Below are 25,711 nucleotides of genomic sequence, written 5' to 3'. Positions count from 1 at the left end.
AGTCCTACCATTTGCGAGTCGGGCAATTCGGGTACAGGCTAGCTGGAATCTGTTCCAGGCAATGGAAGGATCCGAAATGACGCAAGCGACAGTCAATCCGCCACCCAAGGCCGAACCAGAACTCAAGCGGGTGATGGGTCCACGCCTGCTCCTGCTGTTCATCGTCGGTGACATCCTCGGTGCCGGTGTGTACGCCGTGACCGGCCAGATGATCGACAACGTCGGTGGCATGGCGTGGTTGCCGTTCATCCTCGCCTTTGCCGTGGCGACCTTGACGGCCTTCTCCTATCTGGAACTGGTGACCAAATTCCCCCAGTGTGCAGGTGCAGCCCTGTACACCCAGAAGGCTTTCGGCATCCACTTCGTCACGTTTCTGGTGGCCTTCGCCGTGGTGTGTTCGGGCATCACGAGCGCCTCCACGTCGTCGAATGTCGTTGCGGGCAACCTTCTCGAGGGCCTGCACGAATCGTTCAGTGACGCCGACGGGCTCGGCTGGTTCAACGTGCCGACCGGAACCGGCGCGCAACTGTTCGTGGCTCTGGCGTTCATGGTCTTGCTGGCCGTGATCAATCTGCGCGGCGTCGGGGAATCGGTTCGCTTCAACGTGGTTCTCACCCTCGTCGAGATGCTCGCGCTCATCATCGTGATCGTGATCGGCTTCGTGGCGGCCGGTCGCGGTACCGGTGAAGGCGACATCGGAAACCTCGTCGTCTTCGAAGACGCCAACGACAAGGGCTGGTTCCTGGCAACCACCATCGCGACGACCATCGCGTTCTTCGCCATGGTCGGGTTCGAAGACTCGGTGAACATGGTCGAGGAGGTCAAAGAACCGCAGAAGATCTTCCCCAAGATGATGCTCTCGGGTCTCGGACTCGCCTGTCTGATCTACGTCCTCGTCGTCGTCGCCGTGATCGCGGTGCTGCCGCTCGACTACGACTCCGGCGACGAAGGCATCCTGTTGCACGTGGTGCGTATCGGTGCACCGTCGGTCCCGATCGATGAGATCTTCCCGTACCTGACCGTGTTTGCCGTCGCGAACACAGCCCTGATCAACATGCTGATGGCCAGCCGGTTGATCTACGGAATGTCCAGACAACGGGTCCTGCCACGGTCGCTCGGCAAGGTGCTGCCGAATCGCCGCTCACCCTGGACCGCGATCATCTTCACGACGGTCCTCTCGTTCGCGCTCATCATCGTCGTGAACCAGTTGTCCGACAACGACGTCGTTGCGGCGCTGTCGGGTACCACCGGTTTGCTGCTGCTCTGTGTGTTCGCGGTCGTCAATGTCGCCTGCCTGGTCCTCAAACGGGGCCAGGACAAGACGTTCTTCCGGGCCCCGGTCTGGATTCCGGTGCTCGGCGCGGTGCTCTGTCTGTTCCTCGCCGGTCCCTGGGCCCGCACCGACACCCAGATGATCCAGTACAAGATCGCAGGAGTCATGCTGCTGCTGGGCGTGGTCCTGTGGGGCGTGACGTACCTCGTCAACCGGATGGAGGACCGGGGGACCGGCTTCGAAGACGCTGCAGCACTCGAGAACGACGACACCCCGGCGAGGTGAGCCGAGTCCTGGGTATCTGGTCAGCGGATGGTCGCCGGGTACGGCAGGTCGCTGCTCTGGCGTTCGTCGACCAGCACCGGTCGGCCGAGCTGGGGGAATGCGCGCTGTGGACACGATGGACGATCGCACACCTTGCAACCGGCCCCTATCGGCACGGTGATGGTGGGATCGTCCATCGCGATACCCGTCGAGTAGACGAGCCTGTCGGCGTAGGCGATGTCGCAACCGAGGGCGACGACGAACATCTTCTCTGGCGCCAGGTAGCCCGCAGACGCCGATCGCACTGTCCGCGCAATCCAGAGATAGGTCCTGCCGTCGGGCATCTGGGCCACCTGTGTCAGCACCTTGTCCGGCCGCGCGAAAGCTTCGTGCGCGACCCACAACGGACAACTGCCCCCCACCCGTGAGAAGTGAAATGCTGTGGCCGACTGCCGCTTCGAGATGTTCCCGGCACGGTCGATCCTGACGAAGATGAAGGGAACGCCACGCTGACGTTGACGCTGCAGGGTGGAGAGCCTGTGGCAGACCGTCTCGAATCCGACCTGGAAGCGCAGTGCCAGTCTGTCGACGTCGTAGCGCTCCGTCTCGGCCGCCGACCGGAACTTCTCGTAGGGCAGCAACAGGGCGCCGGCGAAGTAGTTGGCGAGCCCGATCCTGGCCACCGGCTGCGATTGTTCGCTGAGCGTGTTGTCGTGCGCCAGGATCGAGTCGATGCGTTCGGCATGCTCAAGAAACGCCAACTGGGTGGCCATCTGGAATGCACGCTGCCCGGCATCGAGTCGTCGCGCGACGCGCAACACCTGTGCTTCCGAGTCGAACACCCTTTTACGAGAGCCGATCTCGCCGTCGCCGTCGTCGATGACGACCCGCACGTCGTGTTCGCGAGAGAGGAGATCCGCCAGTTGGGAGTCCAGTTCGCCGACTCGCAACCCCTGGGCCTCGAATGTCCTCTCGGCGGCCCGGTCCAGTTCGGGTATGTGATTGCGACGGTCGTAGAAGAAGTCGCGGACCTCTTCGAAGGGCATGGCCGGGAACACGACTCCCGAGTTCTCCGTCTGGTCGGGTGCCGCCCCCGCCCGGTAGGTCTCGAGCTCGGTCTGGGCCGCGTGGAGTCGGCGATGCAGGCCGATCACTGTGCGTCCGACGGTGGGCATCCGCGCGACCAGTTCGTCGAGTTCGGCCTGTCCGATGTCGGCTGCCTCGGAGTATTCACCGAGGACCTCCCCGAGGTCGGCGATCAATCGGGCGTCGGTGTCAGCGGAGAAAAAGTGTGCCGGCAGGTCGTAGGTGTCGGTGAGCCGGAGCAACACCGCGACGGTCAGCGGCCGCTGGTCGTTCTCGAGTTGATTGACGTAACTGGTCGACAACCCGAGTCCCTGCGCCAGCGCCGCCTGGGTCAATGCTCGCTCTTCACGCAGACGACGCATCTTGGCGCCGACAAACATCTTGGGCACGGCCATCACAGTACCGGGTCGATGTTTGCAAAGTTCGCAAACGCGTTGCTCGAAATACGCAAAAATACGCCTCAGCAAGGCCTTTTGTGGCGGTAGTGGCTCTGCGTACTGTGCGAACCATGATCAAACACATCGTTCGGACCCGTCGTAGCGCCGACGAGTTCCCGCGCTCTGAGCACCTGGCGCAGAAGATCGCCGAGGTTGCCGCAGACCCGGTTGCGGTCCCGGAAGAGACGGCCGAGATGGTGCGCAATCGCATCATCGACAACGCTGCGGTCAGTGCAGCATCGGTGGTCCGCCGTCCGGCGACGGTCGCCCGTGCGCAGGCGCTCGCACACCCGGTCAGCTGTGGCGGCGCCGGTGTGTTCGGTGTTGCCGGCGGCTGTTCGCCGGAGTGGGCCGCGTGGGCGAACGGTGTCGCGGTACGTGAACTCGACTACCACGACACCTTCCTCGCAGCCGAGTATTCGCATCCCGGAGACAACATCCCCGCATTGGTCGCGGTCGGACAGCATCTCGGCGTCAGCGGCGCCGACCTCATCCGTGGTCTGGCCACCGCCTACGAGATCCAGATCGACCTCGTGCGCGGAATCTCCCTGCACAAGCACAAGATCGACCACGTCGCGCATCTCGGAGCCTCGGCCGCGGCCGGTCTCGGCACCATGTTGCACCTCGACGAGCAGACGATCTACCAGGCAGTGGGACAGGCCGTGCACCTGACCACCGCCACCCGGCAGTCGAGGAAGGGCTCGATCTCCAGTTGGAAGGCTTTCGCCCCGGCGCAGGCCGGCAAGGTCGCCGTCGAGGCCGTCGACCGCGCGATGCGCGGCGAGGGCGCCCCGTCGCCGATCTGGGAAGGGGAAGACGGTGTGATCGCCTGGCTGCTCGACGGACCCGACGGCTTCTACGAAGTGCCGTTGCCCGCGCGCGGTGAAGCCAAACGAGCCATCCTCGACAGCTATACCAAAGAGCATTCGGCGGAATACCAGAGCCAGGCCCCGATCGATCTCGCTCGCCGGCTGCGCGACCGTGTCGGAGACACGGCGCGGATCGAATCCATCGTCCTGCACACCAGCAATCACACCCACGTCGTCATCGGCACCGGCTCGAATGATCCACAGAAGTTCGACCCCAACGCTTCTCGTGAGACCCTCGACCACTCGGTCATGTACATCTTCGCGGTCGCTCTGCAGGACGGCGTCTGGCACCACGAGACCTCCTATGCACCCGAACGGGCGAACCGTCTCGACACGATCGAGCTGTGGAAGAAGATCTCGACGGTCGAAGATGCCGAATGGACTGAGCGCTACCACGATCCGGATCCGGAGAAGCGGGCGTTTGGTGCCCGTGCGGTGATCACGTTGACGAACGGTGAGGTCATCACCGATGAACTCGCGGTCGCCGATGCGCATCCTCAAGGTGCCCGACCGTTCGCGCGTGAGCAGTATGAGGCCAAGTTCAGCGATCTGGCTGCAGACGTGATCGACTCCGCCGAGCAGGAACGGTTCCTGTCCGCGGTCGCCGGTGTCGCGGACCTGCCGGCCGGCAACCTCGGTGAGCTGAATGTCCTGGTCTGCCCGTCAGTTCTCGATCGGGCGCCGGTCATCCCGAGCGGGATCTTCTGATGGGCGACCACCTTCTCGGGACCGACGTCAGCCCGACCGATCGGCGCAAGGCGCTGCGAGCGGGGCTGACCAGCGGGTCGATAGTCCGGATGCCGGGGGCATTCTCGCCCCTGGTCGCGAAACTGGTCGCCGATATCGGCTTCGAAGGCGTGTACGTCTCCGGAGCGGCGCTGTCCGCCGACCTCGGGCTGCCCGATATCGGCCTGACGACCCTGACGGAGGTGACCGATCGGGGCAGGCAGATCGCCGGCGCCACCGATCTGCCGACCTTGATCGACGCCGATACCGGATTCGGCGAGCCCATGAGCGCGGCTCGTACCATCACGGCCCTCGAGGACGCCGGCCTGGCAGGCTGCCACCTCGAAGATCAGGTCAACCCGAAGCGTTGTGGACACCTCGATGGCAAGGCGGTCGTGCCCGCAGAACAGATGCTGGGTCGGGTGAAGGCGGCTGTCTCGGCGCGGCGGGACGAGAGCTTCGTCATCTGCGCCCGGACCGATGCTCGCGCCATCGAGGGGTTGGACGCGGCCATCGAGCGCGCGAAGGCCTATGCCGACGCGGGTGCCGATCTGATCTTCACGGAGGCACTCACCGGTCCGGAGGAGTTCGAGGCCTTCCGTAAGGCGGTGGACGTCCCGCTGCTGGCGAACATGACCGAGTTCGGCAAGAGCACGCTGCTCTCCGCCACACAGCTCGAGGACCTGGGATTCAACGCGGTGATCTACCCGGTCACCACGTTGCGACTGGCGATGTTCGCCATCGAGCAGGGGCTGCGCGAGATCGATTCCACGGGGACTCAATCCGGGATTCTCGACACCATGCAGCACCGCAGCAGACTTTACGACCTCCTGCGCTACGCCGACTACAACAGCTTCGATCAGAGCATCTTCGACTTCACCATCCCGGGAGGGACTCCATGAGTACACCCACGATTCACAAGGGTCTGACCGGCGTCGTGGTCGACACCACCGCGATCTCAAAGGTGGTCCAGGAGACGAATTCGCTGACCTACCGCGGCTATCCGGTACAGGATCTGGCCCAACACTGCAGCTTCGAGGAGGTGGCCTACCTGCTCTGGAACGGCGAGCTACCCGACGCCGATCAGCTGGCACTGTTCACCCAACGGGAGCGGTCCTATCGTCGCGCGGACCGGTCACTGCTGAGCCTGTTGACCCGTATCCCCGACAATTGCCATCCGATGGATGTGGTGCGGACGGCGATCAGCTTCCTCGGTGCCGAAGACCCCGAGGAGGACAACGCCTCGGAGAACCCCGACAAGTCGCTGCGCATGATGGCGGTGCTCCCGACCATTGTCGCGGCCGACATGCGCCGCCGCCGGGGACTCGACCCGATCGCGCCCGACAACAGCCTCGGCTACAGCGAGAACTTCCTCAACATGTGTTTCGGCGAGGTCTCCGACGCCGTCATCGTGCGGGCCTTCGAGAAGTCCATGGTGCTCTACGCCGAGCACGGCTTCAATGCCTCCACCTTCGCCGCCCGCGTCGTCACCTCGACCCGGTCGGATATCTACAGCGCGGTCACGGCGGCCATCGGGGCACTCAAGGGGTCTTTGCACGGTGGTGCGAACGAGGCCGTCATGCATGACCTGATCGAGATCGACAGGCCGGAGCGGGCGCGAGAATGGCTGGAGACCAAGCTCGCGAACGACGAGAAGATCATGGGCTTCGGCCATCGTGTCTACAAGCACGGCGACTCGCGCGTTCCCACGATGAAGGCGGCTCTTGCCGACGTCGCCAGTGCGACTACAACATCCGATGGAGGCCGTTGGCTGGCCATCTCGGATGAGTTGGAACAGCTCATGGTCGCCGCGACCGGTATCAAACCGAACCTGGACTTCCCGACCGGCCCGGCATATCACCTGATGGGTTTCGCGATCGAGTCGTTCACCTCGATCTTCGTGATGAGCCGCATCACGGGGTGGACCGCACACATCATCGAGCAGGAAGGAGCCAATGCGCTGATCCGCCCTCTGAGCGACTACAGCGGTCCCGTGCAACGCACACTCAGTGCCTGACCCTCTGTGAGTTCTACGTCCGGTCGTAGAGTTGTCAGGCCGTGCAGGGAACCAGCGGAGACGACCTCGACCGCCTGAGGTTGTGGTCGCAATCTGCGATTCGCTGCACCGCGCCGGGTGAAGTCGTGGTGAGGTTGTTCAGTGTCCGTGAGCGTGGAGGAGCGTTGATGTTTCGCAAGGTGTTGGTGGCCAATCGTGGCGAGATCGCGATCCGGGCGTTTCGTGCGGCGTATGAGCTGGGTGCGGGCACGGTCGCGGTGTATCCGTACGAGGACCGCAATTCGGTTCACCGGTTGAAAGCTGATGAGGCATATCAGATCGGTGAGCCCGGGCATCCGGTGCGGGCGTATCTGTCGGTGCCCGAGATCATCGCCGCCGCCCAGCGGGCGGGTGCGGACGCGATCTACCCGGGCTACGGCTTCCTATCGGAGAACCCGGACTTGGCGGCGGCGTGCGCTGACGCCGGGATCACGTTCGTCGGACCGTCGTCGGAGATTTTGGAGTTGACGGGTAACAAGGCGCGGGCGATCGCCGCGGCCCGCGAGGCCGGTCTGCCAGTACTCGCCTCGTCGGACGCCTCGGCCGATGTCGACGAGTTGATGGCGGCGGCCGAATCGATGACGTTCCCGGTGTTCGTGAAGGCGATCGCCGGTGGTGGTGGTCGCGGGATGCGTCGGGTGGAGACGATCGAGGGTCTGCGGGAGGCGATCGAGGCCGCGGCGCGGGAGGCTGATTCGGCGTTCGGTGATCCGTCGGTGTTCCTCGAACAAGCCGTCATCGAACCCCGTCACATCGAAGTGCAGATCCTGGCCGACCAACATGGCAATGTGATGCATTTGTTCGAACGCGACTGTTCGGTGCAGCGTCGTCATCAGAAGGTGATCGAGTTGGCGCCGGCGCCGAATCTGCCGCCGGGGTTGCGGGAGAAGATCTGCGCTGATGCGGTCGCGTTCGCGCGCAAGATCGGTTACACGTGTGCCGGGACGGTCGAGTTCCTCGTCGACCGTGAGGGCCGGCATGTGTTCATCGAGATGAACCCGCGGATTCAGGTGGAGCACACGGTGACCGAAGAGATCACCGATGTGGATTTGGTGCAGTCGCAGATGCGGATCGCCTCCGGCGAGAGCTTGTCCGATCTGGGTTTGTCGCAGGAGGCGGTGCAGATTCGGGGTGCGGCGTTGCAGTGCCGTATCACCACCGAAGACCCGACGAACGGGTTCCGCCCCGATACCGGGCGGATCACTGCCTATCGCACCCCCGGTGGTGCGGGGGTGCGGCTCGATGGTGGCGCAACGTTGGGTGCGGAGGTGTCGGCGCATTTCGATTCGATGCTCGTCAAACTCACCTGTCGTGGCCGCGATTTCGAGACGGCGGTCGCGCGAGCCCGGCGGGCGGTGGCCGAGTTCCGGATCCGCGGTGTCGCCACCAACATCCCGTTCCTGCAAGCGGTCCTGGATGATCCGGACTTCCGCGACGGCCGGGTCACCACCTCGTTCATCGAAGAACGACCCCAACTACTCACCTCGCGGGTGTCGGCGGACCGCGGCACCCGCATCCTGAACTATTTGGCTGATGTGACGGTGAACAAGCCGCACGGGGAGCGCCCGGCGACGGTCTACCCCCGCGACAAGCTCCCTGATGTCGACATCTCCACGCCGCCCGATGGCTCGCGGCAACGTTTGTTGACGCTCGGCCCCGCCGGGTTCGCGGCTGATTTGCGGGCGTCAACAGCGTTGGGGGTCACCGACACCACGTTCCGTGATGCTCATCAGTCCTTGCTGGCGACGCGAGTGCGGACCAGCGGCCTGGTCGCGGTGGCGCCGTATGTGGCGGCACTGACGCCGCAGTTGTTGTCGGTGGAGTGCTGGGGCGGCGCGACCTATGATGTGGCGCTGCGGTTCCTGAAGGAAGACCCGTGGGAGCGCCTGGCGGAGCTGCGGGAGGCGATGCCGAACATCAACTTGCAGATGCTGCTGCGGGGCCGTAACACGGTCGGGTACACCCCGTATCCGGAATCGGTGACGACCGCGTTCGTGAAGGAAGCAGCCGCGACGGGTATCGATATCTTCCGGATCTTCGATGCCCTGAACAATGTTGATCAGATGCGGCCGGCGATCGACGCGGTCCGTGAGACCGGCACCACGATCGCCGAAGTGGCACTGAGTTATACGGGGGACCTGTCGAATCCGGCTGAGGACCTGTACACGCTGGATTACTACCTGCGGTTGGCTGAGCAGATCGTGGAGGCGGGGGCGCATATCCTGGCGATCAAGGACATGGCCGGGCTGTTGCGGCCGCAGGCGGCGTCGATTCTGGTGTCGGCGTTGCGGAGCAACTTTGATCTGCCGGTGCATGTGCACACCCATGACACTCCCGGCGGGCAGCTCGCGACGTATTTGGCGGCGTGGCAGGCCGGTGCTGATGCGGTCGACGGCGCCTCGGCGGCGATGGCCGGCACCACCAGCCAGCCGGCGTTGTCGGCGATTGTGGCTGCGACCGCGCACACCGAGTTCGACACCGGTCTGGATTTGGCGGCGGTGTGCGATATCGAGCCGTACTGGGAGGCGTTGCGGAAGGTGTACGCGCCGTTCGAGTCCGGCCTCCCGGCGCCGACGGGTCGGGTGTACACCCACGAGATCCCCGGTGGGCAGCTGTCGAACCTGCGGCAGCAGGCCATCGGGTTGGGGTTGGGGGACCGGTTCGAAGACGTCGAAGGCGCCTACGCCGACGCCGACCACATGCTCGGGCGGTTGATCAAGGTCACCCCGTCGTCGAAGGTCGTCGGGGACCTCGCTCTCACCCTGGTGGGTCGGGGGATCTCGGCGACGGAGTTTGCCACTGATCCCACCGCCTATGACATTCCTGATTCGGTGATCGGGTTCCTGCGCGGGGAGCTCGGCGACCCGGCTGGTGGTTGGCCTGAACCCCTGCGCAGTCGTGCGTTGGAGGGTCGGGCTGAGCCCAAACCGGTGGTGGCGCTGTCTGATGAGGACACCGAGCAGTTGGAGTCGCCTGAGGAGAGGGTGCGGCGGGCGGCGTTGAATCGGTTGTTGTTCCCCGGTCCCACCCGTGAGTACGAGGAGCACCAGAAGGCGTACGGGGACACCTCGAGGTTGTCGGCGAACCAGTTCTTCTACGGTCTGCGGTACGGCGATGAGCATCGCGTGGAACTCGAACCCGGCGTCGAACTCTTGATCGGGTTGGAGGCGATCAGTGAACCCGACAAGCGGGGGATGCGGACGGTCATGTGCATCCTCAACGGACAACTGCGCCCGGTGCAGGTTCGGGACCGGTCGCTCGATGCCGTTGAGGCCGTTGCCGAGAAGGCCGAGGCGGGTAATCCCAAGCACATCGCTGCACCGTTTGGGGGCGTGGTGACCATCGTTGTCGAACCCGGGGAACAACTTGCCGCCGGCGCTGCGATCGGGTCCATCGAAGCGATGAAGATGGAAGCCGCGATCACCGCACCGGCCGGTGGCACCGTCAAACGCGTTGCCATCTCCTCGGTCTCGAGCGTCGAAGGCGGCGACCTCCTCATCGAACTCGAGTAACCGCTCGAATCTGGTCAGTGCTGAGTGGTGGTCAACGCGGTCTCGGTCACGTAGTCCGCGAGATCTGCGTGGCGGGTCATCGTCCAGTAGTCGATGATCCGCCACGGCAGCACCGCGACCACGCGGCCGTCGGCATTGCGATACCAATTGCTCATCCCCGGGTGAGTCCACACCATTGTGCTGTGTGCGTTGTCGACGGCACGGTTGTAATCGTCGTAAACGTCTCTGCGGCACTCGATCACGCCTAGGTCGTCATCGATCATCTGCTTCAGTGCATCCATGATGTAGCGGACCTGGCACTCGAGCATCGTGATGAAGCTACCGCCGTGGCCCAGTGCCGTGTTGGGGCCGGTCATGATGAAAAGGTTCGGAAAATCGGGCACGGTGATACCGAGATACGCGCGGGCATCGTGTTCGCCCCACGCCTCCCGGGTTGTCGCGCCGGAGCGGCCGATCACGTCCATCGGATACAGCAACCGGTCGGTGTGGAAGCCGGTCGCCATGATGATGACATCGAATTCGTACCCGTGACCATCGGCGTCCTTGAGTCCCGACTGCGTGATCTCGGCGACGCCTTCTGTGATCAGCTCGACCCCAGGACGTTTCAACATCCGGTACCAACCGTTGTCCAGCAGCATTCGCTTACCGAAAGGTGGGTAGTCGGGTAGGCACTTGTCGACGAGATCGGGTCTGCCCTCGAGTTCGTCTTCGAGGTAGCGGGTGTAGAAACCGCGGTGTGCGTGATTGGTCGCGTTGATCGACAGCCTCGGCTCGGACCACTCCGGATCGACAGTCAGTGTCGGGTGGACTTTGTCGTTGAAAATCCAGGACAGTCGGACGCGATACCACTCGTGGTAGTAGGGCACGTGGTCCATCAACCAGTGGACATCGTCGCCCACTTCGGAGAAGTAGACGTCGTTGGGCGCGATCCACTGCGGGGAACGCTGGAAGATCGTCAAGTCGTCGACGACATCTGCAATCGCGGGGCCGATCTGCATGGCGCTCGCGCCGGCGCCGACGATCGCCACGCGCTTGCCGCGGAGGTCGATACCCGATGGCCACCGCGCCGAGTGGAAGAGTTCGCCGGTGAACGATTCGATGCCGGGAAGCGCCGGTGTCTTCGGGCGGTTGAGCAAACCGACAGCACTGATGACTGCGTTGGCGCACAGGGTGATCGGGGAGCCCTCGGCGTCACGTGCGGTGATGGTCCAGTTCTGCTCGGACTCGTTGTAGATCGCGCTCTCGACCTCGGTGCCGAACCGGATCTTCGATCGCAGATCGTAGGCGTCGGCGAACTTCTCGAGGTAGTCCTGCACCTCGTCGCGTTTTCCGAAGTGCGTCGACCAGGGATGCTGAAAGAACGAGAGCGAGTACAGGTAGCTGGGTGTGTCCACACCGGCGCCGGGATAAGTGTTCTCCCACCAGGATCCGCCGACGTTGGCGTTCTTCTCCAGCACGACGTGGGTGATGCCTGCCTGGGTCAGGCGCACCGACGAGAGCATCCCGGCGATTCCGGCCCCGATGACGACCACTGAGAAATCGCTGGGCACCTCGCGGCGCGGACGGGGTGCGGGAGTGTCGTCGAAGCCCAGGACCTCACTCATCATGGGGCCGAACTCGTGGGGAACGGGTTCACCCATCGTGAACTCCATGACCTCCATCAGCGCGCCGAGGTCGAGGGTCTCGTTGGCCGGCGCGGCACCCCGGTTCCATTCGAGGACCGCGTCGACAGTCGCTGCGCGGATCTCGTCTTGGACCTCGTCCGGGAGCCCTCCGGTCATGTTGTCGTCCATGCCGCGGCTACGGGTGGGTCGATAGCGCTCGGCGAGCCAGCGCCGGTCGGCGGTCAACTGGTAGAGCACCGCGACGAGGGTCGGGATGTTCGCGGCGACAACGGCCCGTCTCAACCGAGCAGGGTCCACGTCATCCGAGGGTGAGGACGCGATGGGCTGATGGTTCACCTTGAAAGACTAACCACGGATAGTTCAGATTGCGCAAGCCCAATTCTCAGTAGCTGTCGGATGGGGCCGGATTCGGCCGGGAGGCTTGACAGAGTCGTTTACCGACAGGAATGCTGTGACTGCAATCACGCTAACGGCTGTCAGTCAAAATGTGAGGCTGAGTCATGCCGCCCTGGTTATCAAGGAGTTTTGATGGAGCTATCCGAGGCGATGCGGACCACCGGCACCTGTCGGCACTATTCCGACGAGCCGGTCCCCGACAAAGTCCTGTACGACGCCTTCGACGTCGCACGCTTCGGGCCGCAGGGTGGCAACCGCCAGCCGGTCCGGTGGATCGTGGTTCGGGACGAGGCCAAGAAGAAGGCTCTCGCCGATCTTTACCTCCCGTACTGGGAGGCGTACTACGCCGCGATCAGCGATGGCACGAAAGACGTCGGAGCGGTGCCCAAGACCATCCGCAGCGCCAACGAGTTCGCCCACAATCTGGCTTCGGTCCCGGTCTTGATCGTGGTGGTCGCCGAACTCGCCGGCCTGCATCCGACTGACGCCGAACTCGACAGACTCAGTGTCGTCGGTGGGGCGTCGATCTATCCGACGATGCAGAATCTGTGTCTGGCGCTGCGTGAGCAAGGCGTCGCGACTGCCGTGACGACCCTTCTCTGCCATGAGGAGCCGGCCGTCAACGAACTGCTGGGGATTCCGGAGGGGTACTTGACCGCCGCACACATCGCTGTCGGATACCCGCGCGATCACTTCCCGACCAAGCTGACCCGGAGTCCGGTCGAGGACATCGTCTCTATCGACGAGTTCGACGCACCGATGTTCCGGTAGCCGCGGCGGCAACAACATCATCTCGTCGGCTTCCTCACCTCGGAGATCTGAAACGTATGTCTTTGAACGCAATCCACACCACCGCATTGGGGCGTGCCACGCTCGGTGATCAGCTTCGCCGCCATGCGAAGTCGCTGCCCACGAAGCCGGCTTTCATCAGCTATGACACCTCCGGTGCCCGTGATGTGTGCACCTATGCCGAGCTGGACCAACGCGCCAACCGATGCGCCAACGCCCTGCTGGCGCTGGGTGTCGGTCGGGGAGATCGGGTCGCAGTCATCGCGCGTAACCACGTGGACACCGTTGTCGCCTATTACGGAGCGCTCAAGATAGGTGCGGCCTATTCCGGGATCAACGTCATGTTCGGAGCGACCGAGGTGCACCAGCAGCTCTCGCACCTCGAACCCAAGGTGGTGCTGGCCGGTGCCGAGTTCACCGCAGTGGTCGATGCCGTGCGGGGCGATCTCGCCATCGACCACCACCTCGTCTTCGGCGGCGAGGGGGTCGACGGCTGGATGCCGTTCGACGAGCAGCTCCACAGCGCGGACCCGGTGGAGCCTGACTGTGAGGTCGATGAACACGATCTCGCGATGATCGTCTATACGAGCGGCACCGAAGCGGCTCCCAAGGGCGTGATGATCACCCATCGCAACTACCTGATCTCCACGGGTCCGGCGTGGAGTTGGGGTCTGCGTACCCAACCCGACGACATCTGGTTGTACGTCATGCCTTTTCACACGATCGCCGGCATCGGGTCGATGACGACGCTGACGATGATGGGGGCGACGCTGGTCCTTCCGGCCACGACGGAGGCGGGGGCGTCGCTGCGAATGATCCGTGATGAGAAGATCTCGGTTCTCGCGCAGACCCCGACGTTCTACATCGGCCTGTCGAACCATCCCGACTTCGGCCCCGAATCGGTCGGAACTGTCCAGCGGTGCATGACCTATGGAGGTCAGGTGTCACCCCACGCGATCAAGGCCTGGGCCGACTCGGCTCCGGGTATCACCTGGGGGACGTACTGGGGCCAGTCCGAACTGTCTCAGCTGGGTAGCGTCGGCTGGTTCCGGCATCTCGAGGACATCCCGGACGGTGACCCCACCTGGATCGGGAAGCCGGTCTCACATCTGGAGATCGAGATCGTCGACGCCGACGGGCAGCCGGCTGACAGCGGTGAGCTCATCTGTCGGTCGCCGTCGGTGATGTCGGGGTACTTCCGAGACCCTGAGCGCACCGCACAGGTTCTTCGGGACGGCTGGGTGCACACCGGCGACATCGTGCGCCGCGACGACGATGGCAACCTGTTCTTTCTCGACCGGAGCAAGGACATGATAAAAACCGGTGGCATGAATGTCTCTTCGCAGGAAGTCGAGCGAGCGTTGCAGAGTCATCCTGACGTGATCCGTGCCGCGGTCGTCGGTCTCCCGGACGACTACTGGTCCGAAGTGGTGACCGGGTTCGTGATCGTCCGCGAGGGTTCGGACGCTGATGCGGCTGCGCTCGTAGACCACTGCAAACAGTCGATCGCGAGTTTCAAGGCCCCCAAGAAGATCCACCTGGTGACCGACCTACCGGTCGACCCGCAGGGCAAGCTGCTCAAGCGCGAACTCCGACGCCTCCACGGGCAGGTGAATGCGTAGTGCCGGTGTCTCCGAAGTCGGGGGACGACGGCACCGTCGTCTCACTGTCAGATGGTCGGACGCGCCCGCGGGGCGGCGGTGAGGGCCGGCGCGGCGAGATCGTCTCAGCGGCGGCGGACTTCTTCGCCGAGCATGGCTACCACACGGTCGGAATGCGGGAAATCGCTGAAGCGGTGGGCATCCGGGGTGCGAGTCTCTACAACCACTTCTCCAGCAAGGAGGAGATCATGTACGCGATCGCGCTACGGATGACCCGCGAACTGCAGGATCAGCACATGCCCCTGCTCGATGCAGCGGGGACGCCACGGGAACGGCTTGCGAATCTGATTCGGGCCCACATCCTCAGCCTGGCCGAACACCAGACCGAACACCTCGTGAGCCTGCGAGAGCAGACGGCGTTGACACCGGAGCATCTTGCAGAGATCACCGACATCCGCAAGTACTACCAGCGGCGAGTGCGGGACGTGATCGCCGCCGGCGTGGCCGCCGGCGAGTTCCATGCCGTTAACCCGCACCAGGCGGCAGTTGCGGTGTTGGACATGATGAACGGGATCAGCTGGTGGCTACACGACGGCGAGGATGTCGAGGCGCTCGCCGACACCTACACCGCGTATGCGCTGGACGGAGTCCTCCAGAGCGGATCCTGAACCGATCCACCGGCTCCGTAACTGTGCCCTTCTGGCGAACAAAACCCCAGGTCGCGTCCACCAGAAGGGCACACTATCGGTTTAGCCGAGATCGGCCCGGACCGCCGCGGTGGCAGCCACAAGATTTCGGAGAGATTCCTTGACCTCGATCGGCCCGCGGGTCTTGAGTCCGCAGTCGGGATTCACCCACAGTCGTTGCGCCGGAACTGCCTTGAGGGCACTTCGCAGCGACTCGGTGATCTCGTCGGTCGACGGGACCCGAGGTGAATGGATGTCGTAGACACCGGGACCCACGCTGTTCGAGAACCCGATGCCGTTGAGGTCTTCGAGCACCTCCATGCGTGACCGGGCGGCCTCGATCGAGGTCACATCGGCGTCGAGATCTGCGATTGCACCGATGACCTCACCGAACTCCGAGTAGCACAGGTGGGTGTGGATCTGCGTCGAGTCCGCAACCCCGGATGTCGACAGCCGGAATGCACGGACGGCCCATTGCAGGTAGCCGGGTTTGTCGGATGATCGCAGTGGCAACAACTCTCGCAATGCGGGCTCGTCGACCTGGATGATGGCCACACCGGCCGACTGCAGGTCCACCGTTTCGTCACGGATCGCCAGGGCGATCTGATTCGCGGTGTCGGCCAGCGGCTGGTCGTCGCGGACGAACGACCACGCGAGGATGGTCACAGGACCTGTCAGCATGCCTTTGACCGGTTTGCTGGTCAGAGATTGTGCGTAGGTGATCCAGTCGACGGTCATGGGAGTCGGGCGTGCGACGTCGCCATAGAGGATCGGTGGTCGCACACAACGGGTTCCGTACGATTGCACCCAACCGTTCGCTGTTGCGAAGAACCCGTCGAGCTGCTCGGCGAAATACTGCACCATGTCGTTGCGTTCAGGTTCACCGTGAACCAGCACGTCCAGCCCGAGCTCTTCCTGCAGCGTGATGACATCGGCGATCTCAGACCGCATGCGCCGCTGGTATTCGGCGTTGTCGATCTCGCCGGACCGGCGCTGCGCGCGGGCGACCCGGATCGCCGACGTCTGCGGATACGACCCGATCGTGGTGGTCGGTAGCGCGGGCAGACCCAGTCGCCGGGTCTGTTCGACCAGGCGTTCCGCCGCCGGACCGCGGGTCACGCCACCGGAGAGCACCGACGACAACCGCGCGCGGATGTCGTTGTTGCGCAGCCGAGGATCGGCCTCACGTGAAGCCTGTACCGCGGCCGATGCAGCGAACTCCTCACGCACGGTGTCGCGTCCATGGCGCAACGCCCGCGACAGCGTCACCACCTCGGAGACCTTCTCCGCAGCGAAGGCGAGCCGGCTCCGCAACTCGTCGTCCAGTTCGTCCTCGGGGTCGAGGCTGTAGGGCACGTGCAGGGTCGAGCACGATGTCGAAACGGCGAGCGAACCGACTGAGCCGAGAAGCGTGCCCAGGGTGGCGAGCGCCTTGTCGAGATCGGTGCGCCAGATGTTGCGGCCGTCCACCACGCCGGCGACGACGTGCTTGGTCCGGAGCTCCGGAACCGCCGCAATGGCGTCGGGATCAGCGCTGACGAGGTCGAGACCGAGGGCTTCGACGCTGGTCTTGGCCAGCACCGGCAAGGCCTCACGCAGGTCGCCGAAGTAACTCGTGACCATGATGGCCGGCCGGCTGTAGTCGGCGGCGATCGCCTTGTACACCCGGCTGACCGCGGCAAGAACCTCCGGACTCAGGTCGGTGCACAGAGCGGGCTCGTCGAACTGGACCCAGGAGGCGCCGGCGTCCTCGAGCCGACCGAGGAGATCGACATACAGCGGCGTCAACTCATCCACCCGGTTGATGGGTGGGACTCCGCCATCCACAGCCTTGCCCAGCAACAGGAACGTGATCGGCCCGATGATGACCGGCCGGGCCGGAACACGCTGAGCACGAGCTTCTTCGAGCTCGGAGAGAACCTTCTGCGGATGCAGGGTGAACGTGATCTCGTCACTGATCTCGGGAACGAGATAGTGGTAGTTCGTGTCGAACCACTTGGTCATCTCCAATGGAGCGAGGTTGCTGGTCCCGCGGGCGGCGGCGAAGTAGCGGTCGAGGTCATCGTCGATACCGGCATATCGCGTCGGCAGCGCGCCGAGGAGCTCAGCGGTGTCGAGGATCTGGTCGTAATACGAGAAGGTGTTGACCGGCACCGAGTCGAGTCCCGCATTGCTCAGTGCAGTCCAGGCGTCGCGGCGCAGACCGGCGGCCACCCCGTCGAGTTCGATGCGGTCGATTCGTCCGGCCCAATAGGACTCGGTGGCGCGCTTGAGTTCCCGGTTCGGCCCGATCCGGGCGGCGCCGGTGATGGTGGTGGTGAAGAGTTCGGCAGTCACGATGGACGTCCTCCAAAATTGCGACGGAATGGTCGCCACCTGAAGACGGACAGCCGAAGAAGCCCAAAGCCGCCACGGGTGGGTACAGCTCCGCCCAATGGCTTGTCTCCGGCAACCCGCCCATTCCACGAGGCAGCAAGCCGCCGGACACGGCGTGTCCGGCACAGCGGGCAGGTCTTCGGACTCACGGCACTCGGCCTGCGCCACGATGGGCGCACCTGCCGAACCTACTGACCGTCGCTTCCCAGGGATTTCCCCAGTGCTCTGACGGCGGTCGCTTCCGTATACCGCTGCGGGACAGTCCCGGATTCTCACCGGGTTCCCTCTCACGCCGTTACTCGGCGCTTCTCTGACGACAGTCGGTCACCGCGGGGCTCCGCACCAGACCTGGATGTCGTCAAACCAACTGCACCGGCGAGTCTAACCCCTGGCGGTCTGGGCGCAATTCACACGGTGGGGAAGTTGCCCGCCCTGCCCAGAAGCGCAGGAACCTCTTTGGCGAGGCGCTGCCCGAGCCACGCCGCGGTCTCGGTGAGCGTTTCGAGGGACACCCCGGTGGTGACCCCGGATCGGTTGAGGGCGTAGACCAAGTCCTCGGAGGCGATGTTGCCGGTCGCCGCCGGCGCGAACGGGCAGCCACCGAATCCGCCGATGCTGGAGTCCAGAGCGTGGGCGCCGGTCTCGAGTGCGGTGAGCGCGTTGGCGTATCCGGTGTTGCGGGTGTTGTGGAAGTGCCATCGCTGCGCGACCCCCGGTGCCACTCGGGACAGTCCGTCGGCGAGGATGCGGACCTGCTGGGGTACGCCGACGCCGATGGTGTCGGCCAGCGCGATCTCGTCCGGACCCGCCTGGGCAAGTCGATCGGCGAGCTCGATCACCCGGGTGGGGTCGACGTCGCCCGAGAACGGGCAACCGAAGGACGCGGCGATCGTGACGGTGGTGCGAACCCCAGCGGCCTTGGCGTCGGCGGCGATGTCATCCCAGGCCAAAATGCCTTCGTCGACAGTGCAACCCTGGTTACGCCTGCTGAACTCGTCGGTCGCGACGACAACCGCGTTCACCTCGTCCACACCGGCAGCCAGTGCTCGTTCGAGGCCACGCCGATTGAGCACGAGGCCGATGTAGGAGACGTCGGGTGACCGGGGGACCTGCGCCATGACCTCTTCGGCGCCGGCCATCTGCGGCACCCGTTTGGGGTTGACGAAACTGACGGCCTCGATACGTCGGACCCCCGCGGCAACGCTGCGGTTGACCAACTCGACCTTCTCGTCCACCGAGAGCAGGGTCTGCTCATTCTGCAGCCCGTCGCGGGGGCTGACCTCCACCAGCGTTGTCGCAGTCATTGGTCCATTTTGCCCACGGGCCTAGTTGTATGCAATAGCCCTCACGAAATAAAAAATTAACACTCAAACGCGGGACAAAACTATTTTTGCTACCTAGATTGTGAACAATACGAAGATGCGGAGATATCAATGACTCGTGCTGTCGACCGGGTGTACGCGCACATCCGGGATGCCATCGTCGATGGTCGTTACCAGCCTGGCGCGCGCCTCGGCGAGGTCGAGATCGCAGAGCTGACCGATGCGAGCAGGACGCCGGTACGTGAGGCTCTACGCCGCCTGGAGATGGAGGGATTGGTCGAGGTCTTGCCCCACCGCGGTGCAAGAGTCTACGAGTGGACGGCCGATGACCTGGAGGAGATCTACGACCTCCGGATGACGCTGGAGGCCATGGCCGCGGTCCGCGCCGCGAGCCGTATCGACGGTAAGGACCTCGATCGTATGACCGAACTGTGTGACCTGATGGAGGTCGCCGCAGTTCCCGGACCCCGGCAACGTCTCGACCTCGTCGCCCAGCTGAACGACGAGTTCCACGCCATCGTGCGGGCCGCCGCTGCCAGCAACCGGCTCACCACCATGCTCGGGGCCGTCATCCAGCTGCCGCTGGTCATGCGCACGTTCCATCGGTATGCCCCCGAAGATCTCACCCGCAGCTGTGCTCACCATCGGGATCTGGTGGCGGCGTTGCGCAATCGCGACGAGGTGTGGGCCGAATCAGTCATGCGAGCACACGTACGGGCCGCCAAATCCGTGCTGTTACAAGCGCTCACAGTAGATACCGAGCCGGTCGTCGATGCCCGGCAGAGTGAGGAGTTCATGCCATGACAACTGCAGACGCACCCGCCGGACCGTTGACCGACCTCAGGGTCGTCGAGATGGGTCAACTGTTGGCCGGGCCGTTTTGTGGTCAGCTGCTGGCCGACTTCGGTGCGGAGGTGATCAAACTCGAATCACCGGGGGTGGGTGACCCGATGAGACAGTGGGGCCGCGAGAAGGCACACGGCAAGTCGCTGTGGTGGCCGGTCGTCGCCCGCGGCAAGAAGTCGGTCACCTGCAATCTCCGAAGTCCCGAAGGCCAGGATCTGGCCCGTCAGATCATTGCCGAGGCCGACGTGGTCGTCGAGAACTTCCGGCCGGGGACACTCGAACGATGGGGCCTCGGTGTCGAAGAACTGCACGAGATCAATCCGGGGCTGATCATCGCCAGGGTCAGCGGGTATGGCCAGAGTGGTCCGTATTCCGCCCGGGCCGGGTTCGGTTCGATCGGCGAGGCGATGGGTGGGATCCGTTATGTGACGGGCGATCCGACGAACGCCCCGTCCCGCGCCGGGATCTCACTCGGTGATTCCCTGGCAGCGGTCTTCGCGACGATCGGTGTCCTGGCCGCCCTTCACCATCGAGAGAAGACAGGTGTCGGGCAGGTCGTCGACTCGGCCATCTACGAGGCTGTGCTCGCCATGATGGAGTCGCTTCTGCCCGAATGGGCCATCGGCGGCTATCAGCGCGAGCGGACGGGTTCGGTCCTGCCGAACATCGCACCGAGCAACGTCTATCCGACCAAGGAGGACAGCATGATCCTGGTCGCGGCCAACCAGGACAGCGTGTTCGGGCGTTTGGCGACCGCCATGGACCGGACCGATCTGATCGACGACCCGCGGTACCGCGACCACGCCTCTCGCGGGGTCAACATGGACGAATTGGACGAGTTGATCGCGTCCTGGACCGCCGAGCGCGGCACCGAGGAACTGCTGGAGTTGCTCCACGAGGCGGGGGTCCCGGCCGGGCGGATCTACACCGCGAGCGACATGTTCGCCGATCCGCACTTCGCGGCGCGTGAGGCAATTGTGAAGCTGGCCCACCCGGACTTCGGTGAGTTCCCCATGCACGGGGTGTTCCCCAAGCTGAGCAAGACCCCCGGCGCCGTCAGGCACGCCGGCCCCGCACTCGGTGAGCACAACGCTGACATCTACGGCGCGCTGCTCGGACTCACCGACTCCGACCAGGCCGCGCTCGTCGAGCGCGGCACCATCTGACACCAGCCCTTCCACACCAACCATCACTGGAGATCCGTATGCGATACCGGCTCGGAGTTGACGTCGGCGGCACATTCACCGACGTGCTGCTGCTCGAAGAGACCTCCGGAACCACGTTCCGGGCAAAAACGCCGTCCACGCCCGCCGACCAATCCATCGGTGTGCTCAACGGCGTGACCAAAGTCTGCGCCGAGGCGGGCATCAACCTGTCCAAAGTCGGGCAGGTCCTCCATGGCACCACGGTGGCGACCAACGCCATCCTGCAGAACAAGGGCGCCAAGGTCGGTCTGGTGACGACGGACGGATTCCGTCAGGTTCTGCAGATTGCCCGCTCGTTCGTACCGGGCGGGCTGGCCGGCTGGATCATCTGGCCCAAACCCGAACCGCTGGCCAAGCTCGAGGACACGGTCGAGGTGATCGGCCGGATCGGGGCCGACGCCTCGGAGGTGACGGCCCTGGACGAGGACCAGGCGCGGGCGGCGTTGCGTTCCCTGGCGGGTAACGGCATCGAGGCGCTGACGATCTCGCTGATCAATTCTTACGCGAACAACGCCCACGAGAAGCAGGTCGCGGCCTGGGCGGAAGAGGAGTTGCCCGGCATCCCGGTGTCGATCTCCAGCCACGTCCTCCCCGAGATGCGGGAGTACGAGCGGACGTTGACCACGGTCGCCAACAGTTACGTCCAACCGGAGGTGTCGCGCTATGTGCGTAACCTCGACAACTCCTTGCGGGAGAAGGGGATCGAGGCGCCGCTGTCGATCCTGCGGAGTGACGGCGGCCTGGTGCAGTCGGCCAAGGCCGCCGAGGACCCGGTGTCGCTCCTGCTGTCGGGGCCGGCCGGCGGGGTGACCGGAGCGGTCTGGTTCGCGGAGCAGGCCGGGTTCACCGACTTCCTCACCTTCGACATGGGCGGCACGTCGACCGATGTCGCGCTGGTACTCAAGGGCGAGCCCCGGATCGGTCGCGAGACCAAGGTCGGTGACCTGTCGGTCCGCGCGACCAGCGTCGACGTTCGCACCGTCGGTGCGGGTGGGGGTTCGATCGCCCACGTCCCCGAACTGACGAAAGCGCTTCGTGTGGGGCCGCAGTCGGCGGGTGCCGACCCCGGTCCGGCGGCGTACGGCGCTGGCGGTACCGAACCGACCGTCACCGACGCCAATGTGGTCCTGGGCTATCTGCCCAGTGAACTGGCCGGCGGTGAGGTCAGTCTCGACGTCGAGGCCGGGCGGACGGCCGTTGCCACCGTGGCCGACGCCATGGGACTCGCGAGCCCCGAGGTCGCGGCCGCGGGGATCGTCGACATCGTCAACGAGAACATGTTCGGCGCGCTGCGCCTGGTCAGTGTCCAGCAGGGCTTCGACCCCCGCGACTTCGCGTTGGTCTCGTTCGGTGGAGCCGGTCCACTGCACGCGAACGCACTCGGCAAACTCACCGGCTCGTGGCCGGTCATCGTGCCACCGTCGCCAGGCGTCCTGTGTGCGTACGGCGACGCGACGACGTGTCTGCGGGATGAGAGTGCCCGCACTCTGATCCGCGCGTTCTCCGAGACCACCGACTCCGAATTGTGTACGGCGTTGGCAGAACTCGCTGAATCGGCAGCGGGGCGTCTGGCGGCCGAGGGAGTTCCGGCGGAACAGCAGACGGCCAAGTATCAGGTGGACCTGCGGTACCACGGTCAGGGGTTCGAGATCCCCGTCGATCTCGATCCGGCGGTCCTCGAGAGCGGTGAGGTGCTCGCCGGACTCGGCGAGGCATTCGATGCCGAACACCAGCGGCTCTTCTCATTTCTCCTCAAGAACGAGCGGGAAGTCATCAACCTGCGTGTCACCGTCAGTGGTCCGCGCCCCGAGGTCGCGTGGAAGGAACTGGCGCAAGGAAATGCCGATCCGGCGGCAGCCCTGGTGAAGACGACCGAGGTGTGGATGGACGGCGCGTACGTGTCGGCGGGTATCTACGACCGGTCGAAGTTGCTTGCCGGAAATGTGGTGACCGGTCCTGCGGTCATCACCGAGATGGACTCGACCACACTCGTTCTCTCCGGTCACGCCGCAACCGTCCATACCAGTGCCAGCCTTCTCATCCGCCCGGTCTGAACAACGATGCTCTGACCTCGTCACCCATCCCACCGAGACCCACCCCATCCGTAGGAGACTCTGATGGCCACCATCATCGAAACGACCACCACGCCGGTGAACACAGTCCCCGTCGACCCCGTCACCCTCGACATCATCGAGAACGCGCTCCGCAACGCGCGGTACGAGATGGACGAGGTACTGTTCCGCACCGCACTCTCGCCCGGCATCCGTGAACAGCACGACGAGTTCCCGCTGATCGCCGACCCGAGCGGCAAGATGGTCGTCGGACAGTTCGGTCTGTCCGTCCCCGACTTCCTCGACAACTTCGACGGCACGGTCGGTGAAGGCGACATCCTTCTCACCTCGGACCCGTACGCCTGCGGCGCCGCGATCAGTCACGCCAACGACTGGCTCATCGTGTTGCCGATCTTCCACAGCGGACGCGTGGTCGGGTGGTCGTCCATGTTCGGGCACATGTCGGACGTCGGCGGTAGCACGCCGTCGTCCATGCCGGCCGACGCCCACACGATCTACGAAGAAGGCGTGATCATCCCGCCCTTCAAGCTCTACGACAAGGGCGAACTCAACGACACCGCTCTCGACATCATCCTGAACCAGGTCCGGATGCCCGACTGGAACCGCGCCGATCTCAACGGTTTGGTCGCGGCGTGCACCACGGCGTCGCGCCGCATCGTCGAACTGTGTGATCGATTCGGCGTCGATGTCTATCTCTCGGCGCTCGACGCGCTCCTCGATCGCAACTACCAGGCCATGAAAGTGCTTCTGGCAACGTTGTTCGTCGATGGCGAGACCATCGAGTTCAGCGACTACATCTGCGACGACGGCTGTGGCTACGGCCCTTACAAGCTCACGATCAAACTGACGCGACACGGCGAGAAGATCCACCTCGACTTCAGCGCAGATGCCGCGCAGGCGGTCGGCCCGATCAACTACTTCATCAACGAGAACCTCGTCCGGATGTTCTTCGGGATCTACGTGATCACCATCGCCGATCCGCAGATCCTCTGGAATGACGGCTTCTATCCACTGATCGACGTCACGATCCCCGACGACTCGTTCTGGAAGCCGCGCTTCCCCGCAGCCCTGAACGGTCGCAATCACGGCATCGGGCGGGTCTTCGACCTATTCGGCGGCCTTCTGGGACAGAACAACCCGGAAATCCTCAATGCGGCGGGGTTCTCGTCGTCGCCGCACTTCATGTATTCGGGATACTACGACGGTGGTCCGCGCGACGGCGAGTGGTTCCAGCTGTACTCGATCGGATTCGGGGGCATCCCCGGCCGGCCGATCGGCGACGGCCCGGACGGGCACTCGCTCTGGCCGTCGTTCGTGAACATCCCGTGTGAGTACTTGGAGTCGTACTACCCGCTGCGCGTGGAACGGTGGGAGACGATCACCGACACCGGGGGTGCCGGACTTCATCGCGGAGGCAATGGCGTCGACGTCGCGTATTACTTCGAGGAGCCGGGCACCATCGCGATTCACGATGATCGCTGGCTCACCTATCCCTGGGGTGTCAACGGCGGCCAACCCGGCGCACGCGGCACCAAGTGGATCAAACGGGCTTCCGGCGAGATCGAGGTGTTGCCCAGCAAGATCCACGACGTCGAGGTCGCGCGGGGCGACGTACTGCACTTCATCACCTGGGGCGGTGGCGGTTGGGGTGATCCGCTCGCACGCGAACCAGAGCTCGTTGCGCTCGAGGTTCGCCGCGGGCTGGTCAGCGTGGCCGGAGCAGCAGACGGGTACGGCGTCGTGTGTGATGACGCCGGCGAGATCGACACCGGAGCTACAGAGGCGAAGCGTCAGTCGATCCGTTCGGAGCGCGGTGAACTCCAAACCTTTGACATGGGTCCGTCCATTCCCGAGATCTTGGAGCGGTGCGAGGCCGAGACCGGTCTGCCGGCACCGCGACCGCCGGTGAACGTACGGAAGGCGGTGCGGGCGTGAGCGATACGCTCGCGTCCTACCACGAGTCAGGGTTCGCCGGACAGCTCGGGCCGGGCCGCAGTCCGGCAGTGCTGGCCATCGATCTGGCGATGGCCTATCTGGACGACTCCTCGCCGCTGCGGGCGCCGGTCGACGATGCGGTAGCAGCGTCGGCGGCACTGGTGGGCGCGGCTCGCGCGGCGGGGATCCCGGTGATCTTCACTCGCGTCAGTTATCAGCCCGGCGGACTCGACGGCGGATTGTTCGTGCGGAAGATACCGGCTCTGACGGTGTTCGAGGAGGGGTCACCGCTTGCGGAGTTCGTCCCCGATCCTCGTCCCGAGCCAGGGGAGACGGTGATCACGAAGCAGTATGCCAGCGCCTTCTTCGGGACATCACTGGCCGCGACCCTGACCGCGGCCGGCATCGACACGCTCTACATCTGTGGTCTGAGCACCTCCGGTTGCATCCGCGCCAGCGCCACCGACGCGTTGCAACACGGATTCCGGCCACTGGTGGTCGCCGACGCCTGCGGAGACCGGGAACCGCAGTTGCACGATGCGAATCTTCTCGACCTGCAGGCGAAGTACGCGGACGTGCTCGGTCTCGTCGACGCGCTATCCCAGCTGACTCCCCGATAATGGGTTGTTTTGGCG

At 64.5% G+C, this 25,711-nt stretch carries 17 protein-coding genes and 1 riboswitch; of the genes, 13 read left to right on the top strand and 4 right to left on the bottom strand.

What is annotated here, in order from left to right; genetic code table 11:
* The first annotated feature begins 76 nt into the window (after window positions 1-76).
* Window positions 77-1,558 carry an APC family permease gene (locus tag J3S28_RS20125; RefSeq protein ID WP_207842533.1) on the top strand — a complete coding sequence of 494 codons (1,482 nt, stop codon included), beginning with the start codon at window positions 77-79 and terminating at the stop codon, window positions 1,556-1,558.
* A gap of 20 nt (window positions 1,559-1,578) precedes the next feature.
* Here the strand turns inward: J3S28_RS20125 and J3S28_RS20120 are convergent, their stop codons facing one another.
* Window positions 1,579-3,018 carry a short-chain fatty acyl-CoA regulator family protein gene (locus tag J3S28_RS20120; RefSeq protein ID WP_207842532.1) on the bottom strand — a complete coding sequence of 480 codons (1,440 nt, stop codon included), beginning with the start codon at window positions 3,016-3,018 and terminating at the stop codon, window positions 1,579-1,581.
* Window positions 3,019-3,131: 113 nt separating this feature from the next.
* Between J3S28_RS20120 and J3S28_RS20115 the strand changes: the two genes are divergently transcribed.
* From J3S28_RS20115 to J3S28_RS20100, 4 genes are all read left to right on the top strand, one after another.
* Complete coding sequence (locus tag J3S28_RS20115) at window positions 3,132-4,637, top strand: MmgE/PrpD family protein (protein WP_207842530.1); 1,506 nt, start codon at window positions 3,132-3,134, stop codon at window positions 4,635-4,637.
* A complete protein-coding gene (gene prpB, locus J3S28_RS20110; RefSeq protein ID WP_207842529.1) occupies window positions 4,637-5,557 on the top strand; it encodes a methylisocitrate lyase in 921 nt (306 codons plus the stop codon). Before J3S28_RS20115 ends, prpB begins: the two co-directional genes overlap by 1 nt.
* A complete protein-coding gene (locus J3S28_RS20105) occupies window positions 5,554-6,672 on the top strand; it encodes a bifunctional 2-methylcitrate synthase/citrate synthase (RefSeq protein ID WP_207842528.1) in 1,119 nt (372 codons plus the stop codon). The genes prpB and J3S28_RS20105 overlap by 4 nt, the downstream gene beginning before the upstream one ends.
* A gap of 167 nt (window positions 6,673-6,839) precedes the next feature.
* Window positions 6,840-10,223: a pyruvate carboxylase gene (locus J3S28_RS20100; protein ID WP_207842527.1), complete on the top strand. Its 3,384-nt coding sequence runs from the start codon at window positions 6,840-6,842 to the stop codon at window positions 10,221-10,223.
* Between the two features lie 14 nt (window positions 10,224-10,237).
* Here the strand turns inward: J3S28_RS20100 and J3S28_RS20095 are convergent, their stop codons facing one another.
* Complete coding sequence (locus J3S28_RS20095) at window positions 10,238-12,184, bottom strand: flavin-containing monooxygenase (RefSeq protein WP_372436040.1); 1,947 nt, start codon at window positions 12,182-12,184, stop codon at window positions 10,238-10,240.
* Between the two features lie 192 nt (window positions 12,185-12,376).
* Here J3S28_RS20095 and J3S28_RS20090 point away from each other — a divergent pair, with 192 nt between their 5' ends.
* Genes J3S28_RS20090 through J3S28_RS20080 form a run of 3 tightly spaced genes read left to right on the top strand, consistent with a single transcriptional unit; the run spans window position 12,377 to window position 15,302 of the window.
* On the top strand, window positions 12,377-13,015 hold the full coding sequence (locus tag J3S28_RS20090; protein WP_207842525.1) for a nitroreductase family protein: 639 nt from the start codon (window positions 12,377-12,379) through the stop codon (window positions 13,013-13,015).
* Window positions 13,016-13,071: 56 nt separating this feature from the next.
* Window positions 13,072-14,655, top strand: a complete 1,584-nt coding sequence (locus J3S28_RS20085; protein ID WP_207842524.1) for a class I adenylate-forming enzyme family protein — start codon at window positions 13,072-13,074, stop codon at window positions 14,653-14,655.
* Window positions 14,656-14,660: 5 nt separating this feature from the next.
* Complete coding sequence (locus J3S28_RS20080; RefSeq protein WP_372436047.1) at window positions 14,661-15,302, top strand: TetR/AcrR family transcriptional regulator; 642 nt, start codon at window positions 14,661-14,663, stop codon at window positions 15,300-15,302.
* Window positions 15,303-15,383: 81 nt separating this feature from the next.
* Here the strand turns inward: J3S28_RS20080 and metE are convergent, their stop codons facing one another.
* Entirely contained in the window at window positions 15,384-17,657 is a 2,274-nt protein-coding gene (gene metE, locus J3S28_RS20075; RefSeq protein ID WP_207842523.1) for a 5-methyltetrahydropteroyltriglutamate--homocysteine S-methyltransferase, read from the bottom strand.
* A 152-nt stretch (window positions 17,658-17,809) separates the two neighbouring features.
* Window positions 17,810-18,020: riboswitch (cobalamin riboswitch) on the bottom strand.
* Window positions 18,021-18,103: 83 nt separating this feature from the next.
* Window positions 18,104-19,000, bottom strand: a complete 897-nt coding sequence (locus J3S28_RS20070; protein ID WP_207842522.1) for a hydroxymethylglutaryl-CoA lyase — start codon at window positions 18,998-19,000, stop codon at window positions 18,104-18,106.
* A gap of 129 nt (window positions 19,001-19,129) precedes the next feature.
* Here J3S28_RS20070 and J3S28_RS20065 point away from each other — a divergent pair, with 129 nt between their 5' ends.
* From J3S28_RS20065 to J3S28_RS20045, 5 genes are all read left to right on the top strand, one after another.
* Window positions 19,130-19,822 carry a GntR family transcriptional regulator gene (locus J3S28_RS20065; protein WP_207842520.1) on the top strand — a complete coding sequence of 231 codons (693 nt, stop codon included), beginning with the start codon at window positions 19,130-19,132 and terminating at the stop codon, window positions 19,820-19,822.
* Window positions 19,819-21,030 (top strand): CaiB/BaiF CoA transferase family protein, encoded by a 1,212-nt coding sequence (locus tag J3S28_RS20060; protein WP_207842519.1) that lies wholly within the window; start codon window positions 19,819-19,821, stop codon window positions 21,028-21,030. Before J3S28_RS20065 ends, J3S28_RS20060 begins: the two co-directional genes overlap by 4 nt.
* A gap of 38 nt (window positions 21,031-21,068) precedes the next feature.
* Window positions 21,069-23,123, top strand: coding sequence for a hydantoinase/oxoprolinase family protein (locus J3S28_RS20055; protein WP_207842518.1), 2,055 nt, complete (start codon window positions 21,069-21,071; stop codon window positions 23,121-23,123).
* 63 nt (window positions 23,124-23,186) lie between these two features.
* On the top strand, window positions 23,187-25,076 hold the full coding sequence (locus J3S28_RS20050) for a hydantoinase B/oxoprolinase family protein (RefSeq protein ID WP_207842517.1): 1,890 nt from the start codon (window positions 23,187-23,189) through the stop codon (window positions 25,074-25,076).
* Window positions 25,073-25,696, top strand: coding sequence for an isochorismatase family protein (locus tag J3S28_RS20045; RefSeq protein WP_207842516.1), 624 nt, complete (start codon window positions 25,073-25,075; stop codon window positions 25,694-25,696). Before J3S28_RS20050 ends, J3S28_RS20045 begins: the two co-directional genes overlap by 4 nt.
* Window positions 25,697-25,711 lie beyond the last annotated feature (15 nt).

Source organism: Williamsia soli, from assembly GCF_017377795.1.
Lineage (GTDB): Bacteria > Actinomycetota > Actinomycetes > Mycobacteriales > Mycobacteriaceae > Williamsia > Williamsia soli.
This window is presented reverse-complemented; position numbering and strand designations above follow the sequence as displayed.

Coding starts and splice junctions, on each gene's coding strand:
- J3S28_RS20070 (WP_207842522.1), bottom strand. CDS start 19,000: ATGACTGCGACAACGCTGGTGGAGGTCAGCCCCCGCGACGGGCTGCAG.
- J3S28_RS20050 (WP_207842517.1), top strand. CDS start 23,187: ATGGCCACCATCATCGAAACGACCACCACGCCGGTGAACACAGTCCCC.
- J3S28_RS20115 (WP_207842530.1), top strand. CDS start 3,132: ATGATCAAACACATCGTTCGGACCCGTCGTAGCGCCGACGAGTTCCCG.
- J3S28_RS20125 (WP_207842533.1), top strand. CDS start 77: ATGACGCAAGCGACAGTCAATCCGCCACCCAAGGCCGAACCAGAACTC.
- J3S28_RS20060 (WP_207842519.1), top strand. CDS start 19,819: ATGACAACTGCAGACGCACCCGCCGGACCGTTGACCGACCTCAGGGTC.
- J3S28_RS20085 (WP_207842524.1), top strand. CDS start 13,072: ATGTCTTTGAACGCAATCCACACCACCGCATTGGGGCGTGCCACGCTC.
- J3S28_RS20120 (WP_207842532.1), bottom strand. CDS start 3,018: ATGGCCGTGCCCAAGATGTTTGTCGGCGCCAAGATGCGTCGTCTGCGT.
- J3S28_RS20065 (WP_207842520.1), top strand. CDS start 19,130: ATGACTCGTGCTGTCGACCGGGTGTACGCGCACATCCGGGATGCCATC.
- J3S28_RS20105 (WP_207842528.1), top strand. CDS start 5,554: ATGAGTACACCCACGATTCACAAGGGTCTGACCGGCGTCGTGGTCGAC.
- J3S28_RS20090 (WP_207842525.1), top strand. CDS start 12,377: ATGGAGCTATCCGAGGCGATGCGGACCACCGGCACCTGTCGGCACTAT.
- J3S28_RS20055 (WP_207842518.1), top strand. CDS start 21,069: ATGCGATACCGGCTCGGAGTTGACGTCGGCGGCACATTCACCGACGTG.
- J3S28_RS20100 (WP_207842527.1), top strand. CDS start 6,840: ATGTTTCGCAAGGTGTTGGTGGCCAATCGTGGCGAGATCGCGATCCGG.
- prpB (WP_207842529.1), top strand. CDS start 4,637: ATGGGCGACCACCTTCTCGGGACCGACGTCAGCCCGACCGATCGGCGC.